The sequence below is a fragment of the Vibrio japonicus genome, assembly GCF_024582835.1.
Classification (GTDB): Bacteria; Pseudomonadota; Gammaproteobacteria; order Enterobacterales; family Vibrionaceae; genus Vibrio; species Vibrio japonicus.
Genome location: NZ_CP102096.1, coordinates 201,458 through 222,007, shown reverse-complemented (window position 1 = coordinate 222,007; position 20,550 = coordinate 201,458). Strand labels below are relative to the sequence as shown.

17 protein-coding genes are annotated in these 20,550 nt (G+C 45.6%); 7 read left to right on the top strand and 10 right to left on the bottom strand.

Features of this window, described 5'->3' with window-relative positions; all coding sequences use genetic code 11:
• Positions 1 to 6 precede the first annotated feature (6 nt).
• A complete protein-coding gene (locus NP165_RS01060) occupies positions 7 to 2,517 on the top strand; it encodes a penicillin-binding protein 1A (protein ID WP_257084527.1) in 2,511 nt (836 codons plus the stop codon).
• 65 nt (positions 2,518 to 2,582) lie between these two features.
• On the opposite strand, the gene oxyR is transcribed toward NP165_RS01060, so the two are convergent.
• Positions 2,583 to 3,473 (bottom strand): DNA-binding transcriptional regulator OxyR, encoded by an 891-nt coding sequence (gene oxyR, locus NP165_RS01055; protein ID WP_257084526.1) that lies wholly within the window; start codon positions 3,471 to 3,473, stop codon positions 2,583 to 2,585.
• 169 nt (positions 3,474 to 3,642) lie between these two features.
• Here oxyR and NP165_RS01050 point away from each other — a divergent pair, with 169 nt between their 5' ends.
• Together NP165_RS01050 and NP165_RS01045 are read left to right on the top strand one after the other, a co-directional pair.
• Positions 3,643 to 4,371 (top strand): glutathione peroxidase, encoded by a 729-nt coding sequence (locus NP165_RS01050; RefSeq protein WP_257084525.1) that lies wholly within the window; start codon positions 3,643 to 3,645, stop codon positions 4,369 to 4,371.
• Between the two features lie 121 nt (positions 4,372 to 4,492).
• Positions 4,493 to 5,950, top strand: a complete 1,458-nt coding sequence (locus NP165_RS01045; protein WP_257084524.1) for a dihydrolipoyl dehydrogenase — start codon at positions 4,493 to 4,495, stop codon at positions 5,948 to 5,950.
• Between the two features lie 58 nt (positions 5,951 to 6,008).
• On the opposite strand, the gene NP165_RS01040 is transcribed toward NP165_RS01045, so the two are convergent.
• Complete coding sequence (locus tag NP165_RS01040) at positions 6,009 to 6,356, bottom strand: RidA family protein (RefSeq protein WP_257084523.1); 348 nt, start codon at positions 6,354 to 6,356, stop codon at positions 6,009 to 6,011.
• A 66-nt stretch (positions 6,357 to 6,422) separates the two neighbouring features.
• On the opposite strand from NP165_RS01040, the gene NP165_RS01035 reads away from it, so the two are divergent.
• Positions 6,423 to 6,677 carry a DUF3624 domain-containing protein gene (locus tag NP165_RS01035; protein WP_257084522.1) on the top strand — a complete coding sequence of 85 codons (255 nt, stop codon included), beginning with the start codon at positions 6,423 to 6,425 and terminating at the stop codon, positions 6,675 to 6,677.
• A gap of 194 nt (positions 6,678 to 6,871) precedes the next feature.
• Here NP165_RS01035 and argH read toward each other — a convergent pair whose 3' ends face one another.
• From argH to argC, 4 genes are all read right to left on the bottom strand, one after another.
• On the bottom strand, positions 6,872 to 8,746 hold the full coding sequence (gene argH, locus NP165_RS01030) for an argininosuccinate lyase (protein WP_257084521.1): 1,875 nt from the start codon (positions 8,744 to 8,746) through the stop codon (positions 6,872 to 6,874).
• Positions 8,747 to 9,002: 256 nt separating this feature from the next.
• A complete protein-coding gene (locus NP165_RS01025) occupies positions 9,003 to 10,217 on the bottom strand; it encodes an argininosuccinate synthase (protein ID WP_257084520.1) in 1,215 nt (404 codons plus the stop codon).
• Between the two features lie 81 nt (positions 10,218 to 10,298).
• On the bottom strand, positions 10,299 to 11,090 hold the full coding sequence (gene argB, locus NP165_RS01020; protein WP_257084519.1) for an acetylglutamate kinase: 792 nt from the start codon (positions 11,088 to 11,090) through the stop codon (positions 10,299 to 10,301).
• A gap of 23 nt (positions 11,091 to 11,113) precedes the next feature.
• Positions 11,114 to 12,118, bottom strand: a complete 1,005-nt coding sequence (gene argC / locus NP165_RS01015) for an N-acetyl-gamma-glutamyl-phosphate reductase (protein WP_257085526.1) — start codon at positions 12,116 to 12,118, stop codon at positions 11,114 to 11,116.
• Positions 12,119 to 12,272: 154 nt separating this feature from the next.
• Between argC and argE the strand changes: the two genes are divergently transcribed.
• From argE to NP165_RS01000, 3 genes are all read left to right on the top strand, one after another.
• A complete protein-coding gene (gene argE, locus NP165_RS01010; protein WP_257084518.1) occupies positions 12,273 to 13,409 on the top strand; it encodes an acetylornithine deacetylase in 1,137 nt (378 codons plus the stop codon).
• 239 nt (positions 13,410 to 13,648) lie between these two features.
• Positions 13,649 to 16,282 (top strand): phosphoenolpyruvate carboxylase, encoded by a 2,634-nt coding sequence (ppc, locus tag NP165_RS01005; RefSeq protein ID WP_257084517.1) that lies wholly within the window; start codon positions 13,649 to 13,651, stop codon positions 16,280 to 16,282.
• Positions 16,283 to 16,709: 427 nt separating this feature from the next.
• Positions 16,710 to 17,249, top strand: a complete 540-nt coding sequence (locus NP165_RS01000; protein ID WP_257084516.1) for a PadR family transcriptional regulator — start codon at positions 16,710 to 16,712, stop codon at positions 17,247 to 17,249.
• Between the two features lie 131 nt (positions 17,250 to 17,380).
• On the opposite strand, the gene cysE is transcribed toward NP165_RS01000, so the two are convergent.
• The 4 genes from cysE to NP165_RS00980 all read right to left on the bottom strand — a co-directional run bounded on the left by cysE (position 17,381) and on the right by NP165_RS00980 (position 20,506).
• Positions 17,381 to 18,202, bottom strand: coding sequence for a serine O-acetyltransferase (gene cysE / locus NP165_RS00995; RefSeq protein ID WP_257084515.1), 822 nt, complete (start codon positions 18,200 to 18,202; stop codon positions 17,381 to 17,383).
• Between the two features lie 34 nt (positions 18,203 to 18,236).
• Positions 18,237 to 19,271, bottom strand: a complete 1,035-nt coding sequence (gene gpsA / locus NP165_RS00990) for an NAD(P)H-dependent glycerol-3-phosphate dehydrogenase (RefSeq protein ID WP_257084514.1) — start codon at positions 19,269 to 19,271, stop codon at positions 18,237 to 18,239.
• 171 nt (positions 19,272 to 19,442) lie between these two features.
• Positions 19,443 to 19,913, bottom strand: a complete 471-nt coding sequence (gene secB / locus NP165_RS00985) for a protein-export chaperone SecB (protein WP_257084513.1) — start codon at positions 19,911 to 19,913, stop codon at positions 19,443 to 19,445.
• 158 nt (positions 19,914 to 20,071) lie between these two features.
• Positions 20,072 to 20,506, bottom strand: coding sequence for a rhodanese-like domain-containing protein (locus NP165_RS00980; protein ID WP_257084512.1), 435 nt, complete (start codon positions 20,504 to 20,506; stop codon positions 20,072 to 20,074).
• Between the last annotated feature and the right edge of the window lie 44 nt (positions 20,507 to 20,550).

The following is a 20,550-nucleotide window of genomic DNA, read 5'->3' as shown; positions in this document are numbered from 1 at the left end:
TCTCCGGTGAAGTTCATAAAGCGATTGTTCATTTTTACATTGGTTTGCATGATTCTTGGAGTCGGTACAATTTTCGGCTTCTATTTGCATGTAAAACCAGACCTACCAGATGTAGCGACTTTAAAAGAAGTAGAGTTACAAACGCCGATGCAGGTGTTCAGTCAGGATGGAAAACTGATCTCTCAGTTTGGTGAAAAGCGTCGCATTCCGGTGACGTATGATGAGATTCCTCAACACCTGATCGAAGCTCTTATCGCCACTGAGGATAGCCGCTTCTACGATCACCCGGGCATTGACCCTATTGGTATTACTCGTGCTGCTATTGTGGTTGCCATGTCTGGATCAGCCAAACAAGGCGCAAGTACCATCACTCAGCAGCTTGCTCGTAACTTTTTCTTATCTAATGAGAAAAAGATTATGCGTAAAATCAAAGAGATTTTTATTGCGATCCACATTGAACAACTGTTGACGAAACAAGAGATCATGGAGCTGTACGTCAACAAGATTTTTCTTGGCTATCGTTCTTATGGTTTTGGTGCGGCTGCTAGAGTTTACTTTGGCAAAGAACTTCAAGAATTAACCCTGAGTGAAATTGCCACCTTAGCGGGTATGCCAAAAGCGCCTTCTACGCTAAACCCTATCTACTCTCTTAAGCGTGCCACCGAACGCCGTAACGTCGTTTTGAAGCGTATGTTGGACGAGAAGTACATTACGAAAGACGAGTATAACCAAGCGAAAGAAGAGGAAATTATCTCTCGCTATCACGGCGCTGAAATTGAAGTGAGTGCACCTTACGTTGCCGAACTTGCGCGTGCATGGATGGTCTCTCGCTACGGTGAAGATGCCTATACCTCAGGAATGAACATCTACACCACGGTCGATTCAAAACTTCAGGAAGCCGCGAACCGCAGCGCGATCAACAACCTGCTTGGCTACGATGAGCGTCATGGTTACCGAGGGGCAGAAAAAGTACTTTGGAAAGCCGGTGATACTCCATTTGACCAAGAGAAAATTGAAAAAGCTCTAGATGATACGCCTAGCTATGGTGGATTAATTCCTGCCGTCGTGACGCAAGTTAATCAAAAAGATGCCACTGTGTGGGTGAAGCGACAAGGTAGCCAATCGCTTGATTGGGACGCGATTAAATGGGCGAGAAAGTTTATTTCAGATGAGCGCCAAGGCTCTGCTCCGAAAAAAGCCAGTGACGTTCTTGCTGTGGGCGAACTGGTTTGGGTACGCCTGAAGAAAGCCAACGATGAGGAAGCAGAAAAATGGTATTTAAGCCAAATCCCTAGTGCCAACACTGCATTCATCGCTATGAACCCAGAGAACGGTGCGGTAGTTTCTCTTGTCGGTGGTTTTAACTTTGAACACAACAAATTTAACCGTGCAACTCAATCTGTTCGCCAGGTCGGTTCAAGCATTAAGCCTTTTATCTATGCAGCGGGAATAGATAGCGGTTTGACTCTGGCAAGTCTGATTAACGATGCGCCAATCCACCATTGGGATGAAAGCCAAGGTAAGGCATGGCGTCCTAAGAACTCACCACCTACTTATGTTGGCCCTACGCGCTTACGTGTTGGTCTAGCTCAATCGAAAAACGTCATGGCCGTTCGTGTACTACGTGAAGTGGGCCTTCAAGAAACACGTCAATATTTAACGCGATTTGGCTTTAACCTAGATGACCTGCCTCATTCAGACACAATTGCACTGGGCGCAGGAAGCTTGACGCCAATGAAAGTGGCTCAGGGTTACTCTGTATTTGCCAATGGTGGCTACTATGTCGAGCCTTTCTATATCAGCAGAGTAGAAAGTCCGTATGGCGATGTTGAATTTGAAGCAAACCCAAAAACGATCTGTAAGACGAATTGCCCTGCCCCGATCGATTTGGATGAGAATGAGTTCCAAGAAGTAGATGTCGATGTGAATACGACAGAGTCTCCCTATGCGCCTCAAGTGATCTCAGCACAGACTGCCTTCTTAGTTCGCGAAATGATGTACAGCAACGTATGGGGTGGCGGTGACTGGCGTTCAGGCTCAGGCTGGAACGGTACAGGCTGGCGCGCTCGTAAGCTTAAACGCCATGATATTGGTGGTAAAACAGGAACGACCAATGACACCCGAGACGCTTGGTACGCAGGTTATGGCCCTGGCGTTGTCGCTATTTCTTGGGTTGGCTTTGACGCTCATAACCGTACTCTAGGACGAAGCACATACAACAGTAATTTGGGCAAACAACAAATTACTGGTGGCGAGGCAGGAGCTAAAACGGCACAACCAAGCTGGATTGACTTTATGAGCTCCGCTCTGGATGGCGTAGAGGAACAGCGCAAACAGGTTCCATCCGGTATTGTGCGTGCTCGCATCGATAGAGAGTCAGGCTTACTGACTAAAAAAACAGATGGAAGCTCAATGGTTGAGTACTTTAAAGAGGGTACAGAGCCAACGGAGTACGTCTCACGCGAAACGCCAGACAGTATTTACATGTCGGAAGATGGTAGCGAAGAGCTATTCTAGCCTGAGATATAAAATAATAAGGGGGATGTAAGAACATCCCCCTTAATTTTTCTTTTCACCGAAGACTAAGACGCCATCAACTGAGATTGAATAGCATCCGCTAGCTTTTCAAATCGCGCTTTTAGCGGAGAACCCGGGCGATACGCCAAGACAATTCGACGTGAAGGAACTGGGTTAATCGCTTTGATATAGCACACCCCATCTTTCTGCTTCTCTTTAGGTAGCGACAACTCCGGCAACAGCGTAATGCCAGCTCCTGCCGCCACCATATTTCTCAGAGTCTCTAAACTGGTCGCTTTAAAGCGCTCATCATCTTTTGCTCCAGCCGCAAAACAGAAACCCAACGCTTGGTCGCGTAAACAATGACCATCACCAAGAGCCAGTACTGTACGCCCTTTCAGAGAAAGCATATCCACTTCTGCCAAATTCGCCCATTCATGATCACTCGGAACCGCCACACTCATCGGTTCGTTGTACACGTCTATCTCTTTAAATGGTGCGGTTTCCGCAACAGAAGCAAGGACTAAGCAGTCCAACTTTCCTTCTTCGAGCTGACTCACAAGCTGCTGGGTTTGCGCTTCATGTAAAAACAGTGCCAAGTCCGGAAACTGTTCTTTTAGAGCAGGAACAATACGAGGCAAAAGATAAGGACCAACGGTCGGAATAAAGCCGATATGCATTGGTCCCGTCATCTCACCGCTTTGACCATTGGCCATATCCTTAAACGTCTTCACTTCATTCAGAATGCGCTTCGCTTGATCCACCAGCTGCAAACCAGAGTCAGTAAACAATACGCGACGACTACTTCGCTCTAATAAAGCAGTACCTAGCCCATCTTCCAACTTACGAATCTGACCACTTAATGTCGGTTGGCTAACGAAGCATGCCTCAGCGGCTTTACGAAAATGCTTATGCTCAGCCAACGCAACCAGATATTCAAAATCACGAATATTCATTTCACTTTCCACTCAGGGTAAAAATAGAAATTAACTATCAAAACCATAGCATCAAACGATTAGAGCTATCAAAGTTTTTTTTCAATAATAGGCTCAACAAAACGAAAGAGAGCAGCATAAAGCGCTTAGCACTCAAACGAAATATCTAAAAATTAAAAGGAAATCATTTATGTTCGAATCAAAAGAAGGCCAAAACGTACCTCAAGTTACTTTCCCAACTCGTCAAGGCGACCAATGGGTTAACGTAACAACGGATGAGCTGTTCAAAGGCAAAACTGTTATCGTATTTAGCCTTCCAGGCGCATTTACGCCAACTTGTTCATCAAGCCATTTACCTCGCTACAATGAGCTGTTCCCAGTATTTAAGGACCACGGTGTGGATGAAATTCTCTGCGTTTCGGTCAACGACACATTTGTGATGAATGCATGGAAACAAGACCAAGAAGCAGAAAACATTGCTTTCATTCCAGATGGTAACGGCGAATTTACTGATGGTATGGGTATGTTAGTGGATAAAAACGAGTTGGGTTTCGGCAAGCGCTCATGGCGTTACAGCATGCTGGTTAAAGATGGCGTAGTAGCAAAAATGTTCATTGAACCAAATGAGCCGGGCGACCCGTTCAAAGTGTCAGATGCGGACACTATGCTGAACTACATCGCGCCAGATTACAAAACGCAAGAATCGATCACTGTATTCACTAAGCCAGGTTGTCCGTTCTGTACTAAGGCGAAGCAGAACCTTATCGACAAAGGTCTGCAATACGAAGAAGTGGTACTGGGTAAAGATGCAACAACGGTCAGCTTACGCGCTATTACTGGTCGCACGACTGTACCTCAAGTCTTCATCGGTGGTAAGCACATCGGTGGCAGCGAAGAGCTAGAAGTTTTCCTAGGTTAAGAACACCCTCGGTCTTCCGGCCCAGCAATGGGTCGGCGGATCTCATCTAAAATTCTTATATCCCATTCACTCCTCCAAGCAATTCTTGATGCGGCTTGGGAATACAAAACGAGAATCAAATATGAAACAGTTAAACGTTGATGTAGCCGTTATTGGTGGTGGTACAGCAGGACTTGGCGCGTATCGAGCAGCAAAAGCTCATGCGGCCAATGTCGTGATGATCGAAGGTGGCCCATACGGCACAACGTGTGCGCGAGTTGGGTGTATGCCATCTAAGCTACTTATTGCGGCTGCCGAAAGTGTTCACCAAATCGAAAAAGCGCCGGGCTTTGGCGTGTACCCACAAGGTGATATCAAGATTAGTGGCCCAGAAGTGATGGATCGTGTGAAACGAGAACGTGATCGTTTTGTCGGGTTTGTTTTAGAAGGCGTCGATGAGATCCCGGCTGAAGACAAAATTTCAGGCTACGCGAAGTTTGTTGATAACAACACGCTTATCGTTGATGACCATACAGAAATCAAAGCAAAGCGTATCGTCATCGCGACTGGTTCTCGTCCTGCCTACCCAGCAGTATGGAATGAGTTAGGTGATCGCCTGGTCATTAATGACGATGTATTTGACTGGGATGACTTACCGGAATCTGTCGCAGTATTTGGTCCTGGTGTTATTGGATTAGAACTCGGTCAAGCACTGCACCGCCTTGGTGTGCACGTGAAATTGTTCGGCTTGGGTGGTCAAGTCGGCCCACTTACTGACCCTGAAGTAATGGCGTATGCTGACAAAGCGTTTCAGGAAGAGTTTTACCTAGATGCGGACGTACAGGTTGAAAGTATGAAACGCATCGAAGGCACGGACAAAGTCGAGATCCAGTTCATTAATCACAGCGGAGAGTTAGAGACATTTATCGTTGATTACGTGCTTGCCGCGACTGGACGACGCCCGAATGTAGACAAGTTAGCCATTGAAAATACAGATATCGAATTAGATGAGCGCGGTGTGCCAAAAGCGGATCACTACACACTACAAACATCCGTCGAAAATATCTTCATTGCCGGTGACGCAAGCAACCAAATTCCGCTCCTGCATGAAGCTGCCGATCAGGGGAAAATTGCTGGTGACAATGCTGGCCGCTTCCCAGATATTCGAGCAGGTCTGCGCCGTTCACCGATTTCGGCTGTCTTCTCTGACCCACAGATTGCAATGGTTGGTGAAACTTACAAACAACTTCAAGTGCGTTTTGGTGAGTGTGGCTGTTTTGAAACGGGTGAAGTATCGTTCGAGAACCAAGGGCGTTCAAGAGTGATGCTAAGAAACAAAGGGATTCTTCATGTTTATGGTGAGCATGGTACAGGTCGCTTCTTAGGTGCAGAAATGATGGGGCCAAACGCAGAGCACCTTGCACACCTGCTAGCTTGGGCACACCAAAACAAGATGACCATATCTGAAATGTTAGACATGCCTTTCTACCATCCCGTCATTGAGGAAGGGGTACGAACAGCACTAAGAGACTTGAACGCGAAGCTTCATTTGGGGCCGGAGATGATCAAACATTGTTTAGACTGTGGTCCAGGTTGCTAAACCAATCCTCAGACACAAAAAGATAAAAACGAGCCAACGAATTGGCTCGTTTCTTTTTTTATTTCTCTGCAGCGATCACTGAGATTTCAACCAACAAAGCGTCACGCGCCATGTCAGCCGTTACACATGCACGTGCAGGTGCGTGACCTTCAGGAACCCACGCATCCCATACCGCATTCATTTCTTGGAAGTCCTGCATATCCTTTAGATAGATTGTCGCAGAAAGCATGTGCTCTTTGTCACTGCCCGCTTCTAGCAGTAGCTCTTCCACTTTATCCAGCATAGTTTGTGTTTGCTCTGTAATGCCCTGTGTCGCATCTGCACACACTTGACCACACAGGTAGATCACTCCGTTATGTTTTACGATACGGCTCATACGCTGTTTAGTTTGTTGACGTTCGATCATTTTTCTCACTTTCACGTTGGGTTAGGATGTTCTAAGACTGGGTATGTTACAGAATATTTAATCACCATGACATGTCATTACTGTGAGAAACATCATTGGTTTCGGGAAAAAATTGGGCGATGCCGACGTTGTATGAACCAACTTACCGTACTTTCCGTCCTTTGCTGGGTAGTATGGTGGTGGTTTTGTAGAAGTGACCCTAAAAGTATTGAGTCTATTACGCTTATCTTTGCAGGAATTGCGTTTCACTCCTTATTGGCGCTCCACCTTTGGATGCATTACGTCATTTTGCCTTGGCGTAAAGGCAAAGTGAAAGCCTAGGGGAGAGTAAAATAAGGGATAAAGGAAAAAGCGATAGATAGAAAAAAGCCCCAAAACCAACTTCGGTTCCGGGGCTCTCTTAGATTTGTCTAAGAAAAAGCAGTGGTATATTTATAGACTCTGCTTTTTCATGAAGGTTCCAAAAAATATACGATCTTTTTTGATCTTTTTTTAGCCCCTTCCAACTCAACAAGTTACGCTACGTTTGTTCTCACAATCGCTTTCTCTACCAAGTTCACTTCCAGTGCGACCTCATCACATGCATGCTGACGCGGACACTGTTCACAGTCTTTTAAAACCTTTTCAGGGAGTAGAGACTTCGACGTCGGCAAGAAACTTTGCTTCATAAAAAACTCTGGATTGCGAGTTAAAACAAACACTTTCTTAATCGCCATCTGACGAGCTTTATTCACCAAATACTGAACAATAGCCGTTCCTTGCCCTTGGTGCTGCCACCCGGCCTCTACACCCAGAGAACGAATTTCAGCTAAGCCAGAATCATAAACATAGAGCGATGCACAGCCTGTGACTTCTCCGTGGTGCTCTGCTACTGCAAACGAGCCAATATCTCGCACTAATTCATTTCTGGAGCGCGGTAAATTCTCACCCAAGTTGGCCCAGTAAGCGACCATGCCTTCTAACGCTTCGATATCCGTTAAGCGAGCGGGGCGAACCTTGACCGCTGATGTATCACGTTTCATTAAGCGCGATTCAGCTTGCTCTACCGCATGAGCCACTTGCTTCGGTGACACGCCTCCCAAAGCACTACGTTTTTCCAGGCACGATTCAATCGTTAGAATATCGTAGACATCTGATTCAATAACGTCAGAAAACTCTTTTAGCTCAGCAATGGACAACTCTTCCAAAGCACAACCTTTAGCGATAGCGCCGACAACAGCAACCCCAACAATATGGTGCGCTTCACGGAATGGAATCCCTTTCGCAACCAAATAGTCTGCAAGTTCTGTGGCATTCGCATAACCTTGCTTCGCCGCTTCGAGCGTACGTTCACCGTTCACTTTAATGCCATCAAAACAGAGTGCTGCCATTTCCATGCAGTCGTTCCATGTATCTAGCGCATCAAACAAGCCTTCTTTGTCTTCCTGCATATCTTTATTGTAAGCAAGAGGAAGGGCTTTGACGGTCATCATCATGCTTGATAGAGCGCCATAGACTCGGCCCGTTTTACCACGGATCAACTCTAGGGCATCTGGGTTTTTCTTCTGTGGCATCAGCGATGAACCCGATGTGACCGTATCGGCCAATTCGATGAAGTTAGATTCGCCAGAGTTGTAGAAAATCATATCTTCTGCAAGACGCGAAAGGTGAATCATCGAGATAGACGCCACCGACATCAGCTCCATCACATGGTCGCGGTCAGAGACAGAATCCAAAGAGTTACGCGTGGCACGACGGAAGCCTAAGTTATGCGCTAACGTCTCACGATCGATAGGATAAGCCGTACCCGCCAATGCACCAGAACCTAGAGGACACGTATCTAAACGCTCGATTGCGTCGTGCAAGCGAGAGTAATCACGCTCAAACATTTCAACGTAAGCTAAACACCAATGAGCAAATGTCACTGGCTGAGCACGTTGTAGGTGTGTATACCCTGGTAATACCGTTTCTTGATGTGCTTTAGCAACAAACACCATCTGGGATTGCAGACGGTCGAGCGCCATCAATAATTGTTGACCTTGCTGGCGACACCAAAGTTTTAAGTCTGTTGCGACTTGATCGTTACGTGAACGGCCAGTGTGAAGCTTTTTGCCTAAATCCCCAACTTTGCTGATCAACTGCTGCTCTACCCATGAATGAATATCTTCCGCGTCAGAATGTAGGATTTGGTGTGGGTCTTCCATCACTTCGAGTTTCAGCTCATTCAAAGCTAACTCAAGTTTTTGCTGCTCTTCTTCACTTAACACATCAACAGACTGCAGTGCCTTAGACCATGCAATTGAACCAACAATATCTTGCTCAGCCAATCGGTAATCGAAGCGCAATGAATCGTTGAACTCTTTGAATCTAGTGTCTGCTGCTTGGGTAAATCTTCCGCCCCATAATGCCATCGCGTTTCTCCTGATTACCAGTGTTCACTGTTGTTAATAACAGCGATTTTGACTATACAATCTCTGAATCGAATTCAGTATTTTTTTGATGGTTCAAAGTTACGGTAATTCCAAACAAAAATAAAGTATTAATTCATTATTTTTACATATTTATTCATGGTCGCACTGTTGCATTTTCTGTACGCTAAATACATCAAAGCCCACCTGAAAATAGGTGGGCTTTGATTACTAGGAAGAAATCAGCAGTGACTGAGCGTTACTTCTTTTGACTGTTTAACGCGCGGATACGGCTAGCCAGAGAGTAAAGACGGATAAAGCCTTCTGCGTGACTTTGGTCGTAAACTTCATCTTCCCCAAAGGTTGCAAACTGTTCACAGTACAAGCTGTTTTCAGAACGTTTTTGAGTCACCGTAGCCTGACCTTTGTAAAGCTTCACAACCACTTCACCGTTCACGTCTTTCGCCAGCTCTTCTGTAGCCGCAAGAATTGAACTACATAGAGGCGTAAACCAGCGACCATCATAAACAAGGTGAGAGGCTTTTACGCCCAACTCTTCACGGAATTCAAAAGACGCTTTATCTAGCACAAGTTGTTCAACCGCACGCAGCGCTTCCATAATAATCGTGCCTCCCGGAGTTTCGTAACATCCACGAGACTTCATACCCACTAGACGGTTTTCCACGATATCAATACGACCAACACCGTGTTTTGCACCTATCTCGTTTAGGTTAACCAATACGTTGTATGGCGTCATCTTTTCACCATTAACAGCGACGACTTCACCTTTCTCAACTTGGAGTGTGACATATTCTGCTTCATTCGGTGCTTGCTCTGGGTCAACAGTCCAAACCCAGCAATCTTCGTTTGGCGCATTCCATGTATCTTCTAGCACGCCACCTTCTGTTGAAATGTGCCATGCGTTTGCGTCACGCGAGTAGATTTTTGTCAGTGATGCACTACAAGGAATGTTTCGCTCAGCTAGGTAATCCAGACACTCTTCACGACTGACAAGATCCCACTCACGCCACGGCGCAATCACGTGTAGGTCTGGTGCTAATGCGGCAAACGCACCTTCAAAACGCACTTGGTCGTTACCTTTACCTGTACAACCGTGGCACAACGCATCTGCGCCAACTTTACGTGCTACTTCTACTTGCGCCTTAGCGATGATTGGACGCGCCATAGACGTACCTAGTAGGTATTTACCTTCGTAGTACGCACCCGTTTTTAGTGTTGGGTAAATATAATCTGCCACCATTTCTTCTTTAAGGTCGACAACATAACACTCTGATGCGCCTGACGCTTTGGCTTTATCTTCAATGCCAATCAGTTCTTCATCACCCTGACCAACATCTGCAACAAACGCGATAACTTCACAGTCATAATTTTCTTTTAACCATGGAATGATGACTGAAGTATCCAGACCGCCAGAGTACGCGACAACTACTTTATTTACTTTTGCTTTGCTCATTTTCTTTTCTCCAAAAATCCCAGCGCTGCGCATGGCGGTCAGTGCTATGGGTACATCCTATTTGTTTTATTTTCTTAACGCCTATTGCGGTAAGAATTGTGTTCCAATACTTTGTCCAGCGAATAGCTCAGTCAGCTTTTCTGGATAACGCCATGTTGCCACTTCGATTGGGCGGCCTAAATCGTTCGCCGCTTCCAAAGCTGCATTGACTTTGACGATCATCCCATCGGTGATGACGTGACCTTTAATTAGAGCCTCAGCTTCTTGCTGATTCAGTCTCTTAATCAAATGCCCTTTACCGTCCAGCACGCCGCTGACATCCGAAAGCAGAACTAACTCTGCATCTAACGCTCCCGCAACAGCCACAGCAGCTTGGTCTGCGTTCACATTCATCATTTGCCCGTCAGCCGTAAGGCCAATTGAGCTGATGATCGGTAAAGCCCCCACTGACAAAATTGCCTGTACAACATCTGACTTGCCTGGTGACGCTTTACCCACAGCTCCTAGCTCTGGATCAAGTTCCGACACTTGGCATAAACCACCGTCAGCTAGGCTCAATCCCACCGCATTCAAACCATCTTTGATCGCTTGGCCTTGCAGCATTTTGTTCGCTGTTCCAGCAAGCGCACCTGCGATGACACCAATTTGGTCGTAAGGTGTTACGCGTAGCCCATCTTTCTTCACTGTTTTCAGTTGAAGTTGCGTCATGAGATCGTCCACCAGATAACCTCCCCCGTGGACGATCACAATTCGTCGCTGAGCCTGTGCTTGGTAATCAGCAATTGCGCCAAATACTTTACTTAGAGTCTCAGTACACGACAGTGCAGCACCGCCTAATTTGATCACTAATGGAGTTTGATTGTTATCTGTCATCACTTTTTCCTTTGCCTACTTACTTAAATAAGGGCAGTTAGTTCTGGAAATCCGAAGTGGATGTTTAAACACTGCATCGCTTGACTCGATGCACCTTTTAATAAGTTGTCAATCGCGGACACTACGATGATGTGCTCGCCTTGTACCTTCCAGCCAATGTCGCAGAAAGGGGTATTTTCAACGTTTTGAATGCTTGGTAATTCATCCGCTAGTAAACGTACCGCAGGTTTACCCTGATATGCTGATTCAAACGCTTCTTGTACTTGTTTCTCTGTGACATTTTGGGCCAGTTTCATCGTGATGGTCGCCAAAATGCCTCTTTTGAAATTGCCTAAATGCGGTGTGAAGATGACATCACAGCCTAAATGGCTCGCAATTTCCGGCTGATGACGGTGATTGAACACGCCGTAAGGTTTTAAACTTACTTCGCAAAAGCTGTTGTTCAGCGTTGCTTTTCTGCCTGCACCTGAAACCCCGCTGGTTGCGTTGATGACTGGCCATTGCGCTGTATCAACCAAGCCACTCGTCAATAGCGGCTTAATCGCTAACTGAGATGCGGTCGGGTAACAACCTGGTACTGCAATCAACTGACTTTGTTTAATTGCTTCTGAATTCCACTCCGCTAATCCATATACAGAGTTATCCAGTAGAACTTCATGTTTATGTTCAAAACCGTAGTATTTTGGATAGAAACCGTCTTGCTTTACACGAAACGCACCTGACAGATCAAAAACCTGACAATCTTGAGCTAAAAACTGCTGAGCGAGGTCGTGACTGACCTCATGTGCCGTTGCCAAAAAGACAACATCACAATTCTTCGCGACATTGTCGACATCTGTTAAGGGCTGAACCGGAGCATCAACAATCCCTGCCAGCTTACGGTGCAACTCGGAAATGCTTTTTCCTGCATCCACGCTATTGGCGGACACATACAAACCTGTTAGCGTAAGTTCAGGGTGCTTGTGAACCATAAGAGCCAATTCTGCTCCTGTGTATCCACTCGCGCCAATGATGGTGGTTTTCAGCATTTCAGACATCCGTTTTTCGTTGAAACTAGCCACCTTCATAGTGACTACAAATTTACCAAAATACAGATTTAACGGTTTTTTATTCATTAAAACTGATTTATTATGTGTTTTACCTTCTTAATGAATTTATGTCAACAGGGAACGTAAACTAAATATGCAATTGCCTAGTTTCAAAGAGGTCTATAGAGGCCTAATTTCCACCTCGTCTATTAGCTCTACTGATCCAAGTTGGGATGAAGGTAATGCTCAAGTCATTGAAAAGCTGGCTGGGTGGTTAAAAGATGTTGGGTTTGATGTCGAGATACAAGACGTAGCACCAGGCAAACAAAACCTAATCGCGAAGAAAGGAAGCGGTGAAGGTGGCTTATTGCTTTCAGGACATAGCGATACCGTGCCATTTGATGAAGGCCGTTGGAGCTTCAACCCGCACGCCCTAACCGAAGCCAATAATCGCTTTTATGGTTTGGGAACCGCCGATATGAAAGGCTTTTTCGCTTTTATCATTGAAGCGGTGAAAAAGGTGGACTGGAGTAAGCAAACGAAACCACTCTATGTTTTGGCAACGTGTGACGAAGAAACCACAATGTTGGGTGCGCGCCACTTTACTGAAAATGCACCTTTTAAACCCGACTACTGCATCATTGGTGAACCGACAAGTTTGGTGCCGATTCGCGGCCACAAAGGTCACATTGGTAATGCCATTAGAATTACAGGGAAATCGGGGCACTCGTCGGACCCGGCATTAGGCGTTAATGCCATCGAAATTATGTATGAAGTGTTATTTGCGTTAATGCAGTTAAGAGACAAGCTGATAAAAGAGTACCATCACCCTGGGTTCGCCATCCCAAACCCAACCATGAACCTGGGGCATATTCATGGCGGCGATAGCGCAAATAGAATCTGTGGTTGCTGCGAACTTCATTACGATGTCCGCCCACTTCCTGGCATTAGTTTAGACGGACTCGACAACTTGTTGAGGGGAGCACTAAAAGAAGTAGAGGCAAAATGGCCAGGACGCATCGAAGTCACTCCGCTTCATGAACCCATTCCAGGGTATGAATGCCAACATGATCATCCTTTTATCGGTGGTGTTGAAGAGATATGCGGCACGGACTCTCAAACGGTCAATTACTGTACGGAAGCGCCATTCCTTCAAGAACTTTGTCCTACACTTGTGCTTGGGCCGGGCTCCATCGATCAAGCACATCAACCTGACGAATTCTTAGCTTTTGAGTTCATTGACCCAACGGTTAATATTCTCTCCAAAGCCATGTATAAGTACTGCTTTTAAACTTCTGAGACTAGGGACAACGATTTGTCCCTAGTCGTGCTTTGTACGCTGCAATCAGTCTGATTTTGTAATAAATTTTCAATACAACCCATCTATGTACTGAACTCTATAAATCCGTTCGAATTGAACTATATCTGCAAACTTTGCATACGATAATTGACTCGAAGCGACATTTTTCGCTAGATTGGGAACCTGACAAAAGAACATTGGATGTAATTTTTTTACAAGGCAGGACGACAATGAATGAGAAATACTCTGCACTCAGAAGTAATGTGAGCATGCTTGGACATTTGCTCGGTAACACCATCAAGGATGCACATGGAGAGGAACTTCTAGAGAAAGTAGAAACAATTCGTAAGCTTTCCAAATCCGCCCTAGCTGGGAATAAGGATGACCGAGAGAGCTTAATCGAAGAAATTAAAAACCTGCCTAATGAGCAACTCACCCCTGTCGCTCATGCTTTCAACCAATTTCTAAACCTGACCAACATGGCAGAGCAATATCACACGATTTCTCGCCACTGTGATGCCCACGTTTGTGAGCCAGATTCCATCAACTCTCTGTTTTCAAAACTTAGCGAAAACAAAGTCAGCAAATTGGATACCGCACAAGCCGTTCGTGATCTAAATATTGAACTTGTTCTTACCGCTCACCCGACAGAAATTACCCGTCGCACGATGATCAATAAACTGGTCAAAATCAACGAGTGCCTTTCAAAACTTGAGCTTAGCGACTTATCGGTAAAAGAGCGTCAAAAAACAGAGCGTCGCTTAGAACAACTTATCGCCCAAAGTTGGCACTCAGATACTATCCGTAAGCAGCGCCCTACTCCTCTGGATGAAGCCAAATGGGGTTTCGCGGTTGTGGAAAACTCTCTGTGGGAAGCCGTGCCAGACTTCCTGCGTGAAATGGATGTACGCCTAAAGGACTATCTCGGTGAAGGCTTGCCAATTGATGCTCGACCTGTTCATTTCTCATCATGGATGGGCGGTGACCGTGATGGTAACCCGTTTGTGACTCATACCGTCACGCGTGAAGTGATGCTGCTATCACGCTGGAAAGCGGCCGATCTTTACCTCAATGACGTGAACGAACTGATCAGCGAATTGTCTATGACTCGCTGTAACGATGCAGTTCGTGCACTAGCGGGTAATGACGAACACGAACCTTACCGTGCAATCTTGAAAGGGCTTCGCTCACTCTTAAACGAAACAAAAGAGATTCTCGACGCGAAAATTAACGGCCAAAAGCTTGCTGTTAAAGCTCCTCTACAGCGCGTAGAGCAGCTTTGGGAACCCCTTTATGCCTGTTATCAATCGCTGCATGAGTGTGGCATGGGTATTATCGCCGATGGTTCTCTGCTCGATACTCTACGCCGAATCAAAGCGTTTGGTGTACACCTTGTCCGCCTCGATATCCGACAAGAAAGCACACGCCACTCAGACGTACTGTCAGAGCTAACTCGCTACCTTGGCATTGGTGACTACGACCAATGGAGCGAACAAGATAAGATTGCCTTTTTGACTAACGAATTGGCGTCAAAACGCCCTCTTCTTCCGCGTGATTGGGAACCATCAGAGCCAGTCAAAGAGGTTTTGGACACCTGTAAGATTGTCGCTCTTCAACCGCGTGAAGCATTCGGTGCCTACGTTATTTCGATGGCGAGAACCGCCTCTGACGTTCTGGCCGTCCATCTACTGCTCCAAGAATCAGGCTGTCCATACCGCATGGATGTATGTCCACTGTTTGAAACATTGGATGACTTAAACAATGCGGAGTCTGTGATTAAGCAACTGATGAGCATCGATCTTTACCGAGGCTTTATCCAAAATCACCAAATGGTCATGATTGGTTATTCAGATTCCGCCAAAGATGCAGGTGTGATGTCTGCGGGTTGGGCCCAATACCACGCGATGGAATCTCTGGTGAATGTGGCTGAAGAAGCAGGCATTGAACTTACGCTATTCCATGGCCGTGGCGGTACCATAGGTCGAGGTGGTGCTCCAGCGCACGCAGCATTACTTTCTCAGCCACCTAAGAGCCTAAAAGGCGGTCTACGAGTCACAGAGCAAGGCGAAATGATCCGCTTTAAGCTTGGTTTACCTGAAGTTGCTGTGAATAGCTTTAACTTGTACTCGAGCGCGATCCTTGAAGCGAATCTACTGCCACCACCAGAGCCAAAGCAGGAATGGCGCGATCTGATGAATGTATTATCTGAAGTAAGTTGCGAAGCTTACCGCAAGGTAGTGCGTGGTGAACCTGATTTCGTTCCTTACTTCCGCCAAGCAACACCTGAGCTAGAGCTTGGAAAACTACCTCTTGGCTCTCGCCCAGCCAAACGTAACCCGAAAGGTGGCGTTGAGAGCTTACGTGCTATTCCTTGGATTTTCTCATGGAGCCAAAACCGTTTAGTTCTTCCTGCTTGGTTAGGAGCTGGTGAGGCAATTCAATATTCTGTCGATAAAGGGCATCAGGCTCTACTAGAAGAGATGTGCCGCGAGTGGCCATTCTTCTCCACTCGTCTTGGTATGCTAGAAATGGTTTACAGCAAGTGTAATATCGACATTTCTCGATACTATGATGAGCGACTCGCTGATCCTGAGTTGCTACCACTGGGCGATCGTCTTCGCGAGCAACTACAGAAAGATATCAAAGCGGTACTGAACGTAGAGAATAACGAGAACCTGATGCAAAGCGACCCTTGGGGACAAGAATCTATTCGTCTGCGTAATATCTATGTCGAGCCGTTGAATATGTTACAAGCGGAGCTTCTTTACCGTACGCGTCAAACGGAAGAGACCTCAAACGAGCTTGAAGAAGCATTAATGGTCACCATTGCGGGTATTGCAGCTGGCATGCGTAACACTGGTTAACCACTCGCTGACTTCCAAATGAGCAAGGTTGGTATATATACCAACCTTGCGTTCTTTCAACCATCACAACTCTAGATACAACGACCGATGAAGGAGACATTTAAACTCAAAATACAAAATTTAAATCCACATAATTATAATTTTTAGATAATTATAATTTTTTAAATGTATTTCTCTCGTCTATTCTACTTTATGCTTATTATTTAGATATACTACTCCTCCGCTGAAAGATTATTAACAAAAACAACATTACAGCGTTTCGAGTTATCCAGTGTCTCGACCTAGGTGATAAACGGCTTTTAAGGTGACATGACCAACATATGTTGGCGCTGCTTAAACTTTCTTTTACTGATGATAAGTGCCAAAGAAGCACAACAGTATCTAAGCAGTTTTATTTGAAGTTTATTGACCAATTTGGATTGAAGACATGTCATTACCACACGTAATTTTAACCGTTCTGAGCACACGCGATGCAACTGGTTACGATATCACCAAAGAATTTTCCGCAACTATCGGCTACTTCTGGAAAGCAAGCCACCAGCAAGTTTATCGTGAGCTAAACAAAATGGCTCAGCACGATTTAGTCACTTGCGTGCTTGAACCTCAAGAAGGGAAACCTGACCGTAAAGTTTATTCAATTACTGACGCTGGACGTACGGCACTTGGCGAATGGTTTGATCAACCTACCGCTCACCCGACCGTGCGCGATGAGTTTTCAGCCAAATTAATGGCATGTGCCGTTCAACCTTCAGAACCTTTCCGATTACAGCTGGCAGAATTGGTTGAAGAGTCCCGTAGACTGGTCGCGCATTACCAAGATATTGAAAACGCTTATTACCCAACACCTACGACGTTAGATAAGCAGCAACGCCTTGAGCGACTCACGTTAAGACGCAACTTGCTGGTTCGTCAGGCTTGGGTAACTTGGGCAGAAGAAGTTCTAGCTGAACTGGATTCACTGGCATAAATCCAAGTGATAAAGACAAGTTGCCGTTAATTCAACGACGTTTTATTTGTCTTTATGACTGAGTGATAAGTCACACCATAAAAAAAGAGCTAACCGAAAAGTTAGCTCTTTTTTCAAAACTAGCCTATCAACTAGATACCATCCCCACCAACGAAGGTTTGAGATTTCCCGTTGAACTGCTGATCCATATCCAGTGAAGGTTTATCCGTCTGAGGTCGGCCAACAATTTTAGCAGGAACACCAGCAACGGTGGTATGCGCTGGTACAGGCTGAAGCACGACTGAACAAGAACCAATTTTCGCGCCTTCTCCAACCTCGATGTTTCCAAGTATTTTTGCGCCCGCACCGATCATGACACCTTCGCGAATTTTAGGATGGCGATCACCGCACTCTTTACCCGTACCACCAAGCGTAACGTCCTGCAATATCGACACGTCATTTTCAACCACTGCCGTTTCACCGATAACGATGCCCGTTGCGTGGTCAAGCATAATGCCACGACCAATCCGAGCTGCTGGGTGAATATCCACTTGGCAAGCGACTGAGATTTGGTTCTGTAGATACGTTGCTAATGCGATACGCCCCTGACCCCAAAGCCAGTTTGCGACACGATAACCTTGAAGTGCATGGTATCCCTTTAGATACAGCAAAGGCATCGAATACATAGAAACGGCAGGATCTCGATTTACCGTTGCACAGATATCACAAGCTGCGGCTTCGGTAATCGTGATATCAGCCTTAAAGGCTTCTTCGACCACTTCACGCACCGCCATCGCTGGCATAGACGCAGTATTGAGTCTGTTGGCAAGAATGTAACTCAGCGCAGAGGCTAAGCTATCATGTTTAATAATGGTCGCATGGTAAAAGCTGGCCAGCATTGGCTCTTGCTCTGACAGCTCACGAGCTTCTCGTACTATCGCTTGCCAAACTTTCTGTTTCTCGCAATGTTTCATCAATATCCCTAATCCCTAGATGTCGCGTTTGCTGTTAAGCTTCCGCTTTTTTATCTCGTGCCAGCAGATCTTTTGCTGCTAATCTTGCATCCTTTTCTTGATACAACACTTGATAAATTTGGTCAACAATCGGCATCTCTACACCCATACGCTGAGACAGTAGCCAGACTTCTTTCGTATTACGATAGCCCTCTACAACCTGTCCAATTTCAGTCTGGGCGGTCTCTACATCTTTCCCTTGGCCTAAAGCTAAACCAAAGCGACGATTTCGTGATTGGTTATCTGTACATGTTAGTACGAGATCGCCTAAACCAGCCATGCCCATAAAGGTCTCTGTTTGCGCACCAAGCGCGACACCAAGACGAGTCATTTCTGCTAATCCACGAGTAATCAACGCAGTACGCGCATTGGCCCCAAAGCCGATGCCATCGGACATCCCTGCACCAATTGCAATGACGTTTTTCACCGCGCCACCAAGTTGCATACCGATAAAGTCACTGTTGGCATACACACGGAAAGTTTTGCTACAGTGGATTTTTTCTTGTAAGTCCTCGACGAATTTCGAGTCAGGCGAAGCCACTGATATAGCGGTTGGCATCCCCATCGCTAATTCTTTCGCAAACGTTGGACCTGACAGTACAGCCAATGAGTAGCCTTCACCTAAGACATCATGTGCCACATCTTTTAGTAGTCTTCCTGTTTCAGGCTCTAAACCTTTCGTCGCCCAACAAATACGAGAGTCATCACGCAAAAACGGCTTAACATTATTCAATACGATGCCAAACACATGACTTGGAACGACAACGAGTAGATCACGACTCGCCTGAACCGCTTTCTCTAGATCAGACTCAACGATCAATGATTCCGGAAACTCTATCCCAGGTAGAAACTCGTGATTAGCGCGATCACTCTCAAGGCGTGCCATGTGCTTAGGATCGTGTCCCCAGATCACAACATTAGCACCATTACGCGCCAACGAAATCGCCAACGAAGTACCGTAAGAACCCGCGCCGAGAACGGTCATCGAAATCTGTTTTCCGTAAGCATTATTGGTATGTTTATCTGTCATTGTTTCGCCCGATTGTCGTGTAATTGACTAGAATCCAGTTCTTATCGCCCTTTTTTAAGGACAGTAAGAATTAGGTTCTACACGTGAATTTAAAACAAAAAATGCACATCGCACCGTAATAGTAGATGCTCTGTGCATTTCTTCACTCTCTGATGACTCAGAGAAAGCTAATTATGCCTCAGCTTGACCTTCGCCTTGCTGTGCTTGTTGCTGTAGGTAGTTCATAAACAGAGCATCAAAGTTCACTGGTGCTAGGTTTAGCTGTGGGAACGTACCTTTAACCACTAGACTAGAAATGGTTTCACGAGCGTATGGGAATAGAATGTTCGGGCAGAACGCACCTAGACAATGTGCTAATTGGCCAGCTTCCATCTTCTCAGCAGTGAAAATACCACCTTGTTGTACTTCACATAGGAACGCAGTTTCTTCTGCGTTTTTCACTGTAACAGTAAGACGAAGAATCACTTCGTACACACCTTCACCTAGCTCGCGGCTTTGAGTATCAAGATCCAGTTTCACATCTGGGTTCCACTCTTTTTGGAACATAACAGGTGAGTTTGGTGCTTCGAATGATACGTCTTTTAGGAAGATGCGTTGAATTGCGAAGTTTTGCGCTTCTTGTTGTGGTGCTGCTTCAGCCATTTTAAAAATCCTTTAGTCCTTGATTCATTTGTCTGTTTCGAGACTAACCGAGAGATGTAACTAAGACTAGGGTTCCACCAAAATTCGTGGAAGTGTTCACATCAATCTGGGTTAAACGCTGATTTTTCAATCAGCGTTTCGAGTAATCTGCGAGTCTATTACTTCTTACCTTTTACAAGCGGTAGATTTGCTTCGTTCCAGGCAATCAGTCCATTCTTAAGCAAGCTTACTTTTTCAAAGCCAGCTTTTGCTAGAAGGTTCGCGCTCTCTTGAGCTGTCTGACCTGATTTGCATACTACAATGATTGGGTCAGATTTACGGCTTTCAAGGCTACCAAAGTTACCCGCTTTAATATCAGAAGGTAAAATGTGAACTGCATCGGTAATATGACCTTTACGGAACTCATCTTGAGTACGGATATCAGCCACCACACCATTCTCACGGTTTAGCAACGTTGTTACTTCCGTGACTGTAATTTCTTTATATGCCGCTGTCGCTGACTTAACGATGCTCATGATAAGGGCAATTAATAGACCTACCCATAATAGAGAAAGAATCATGTTCTCTTGAAAAAATGCGATGTACTCTTGCATGTCCTGTGCTCTTCGATAATAGAGCTATCTATCACACCCTAGGT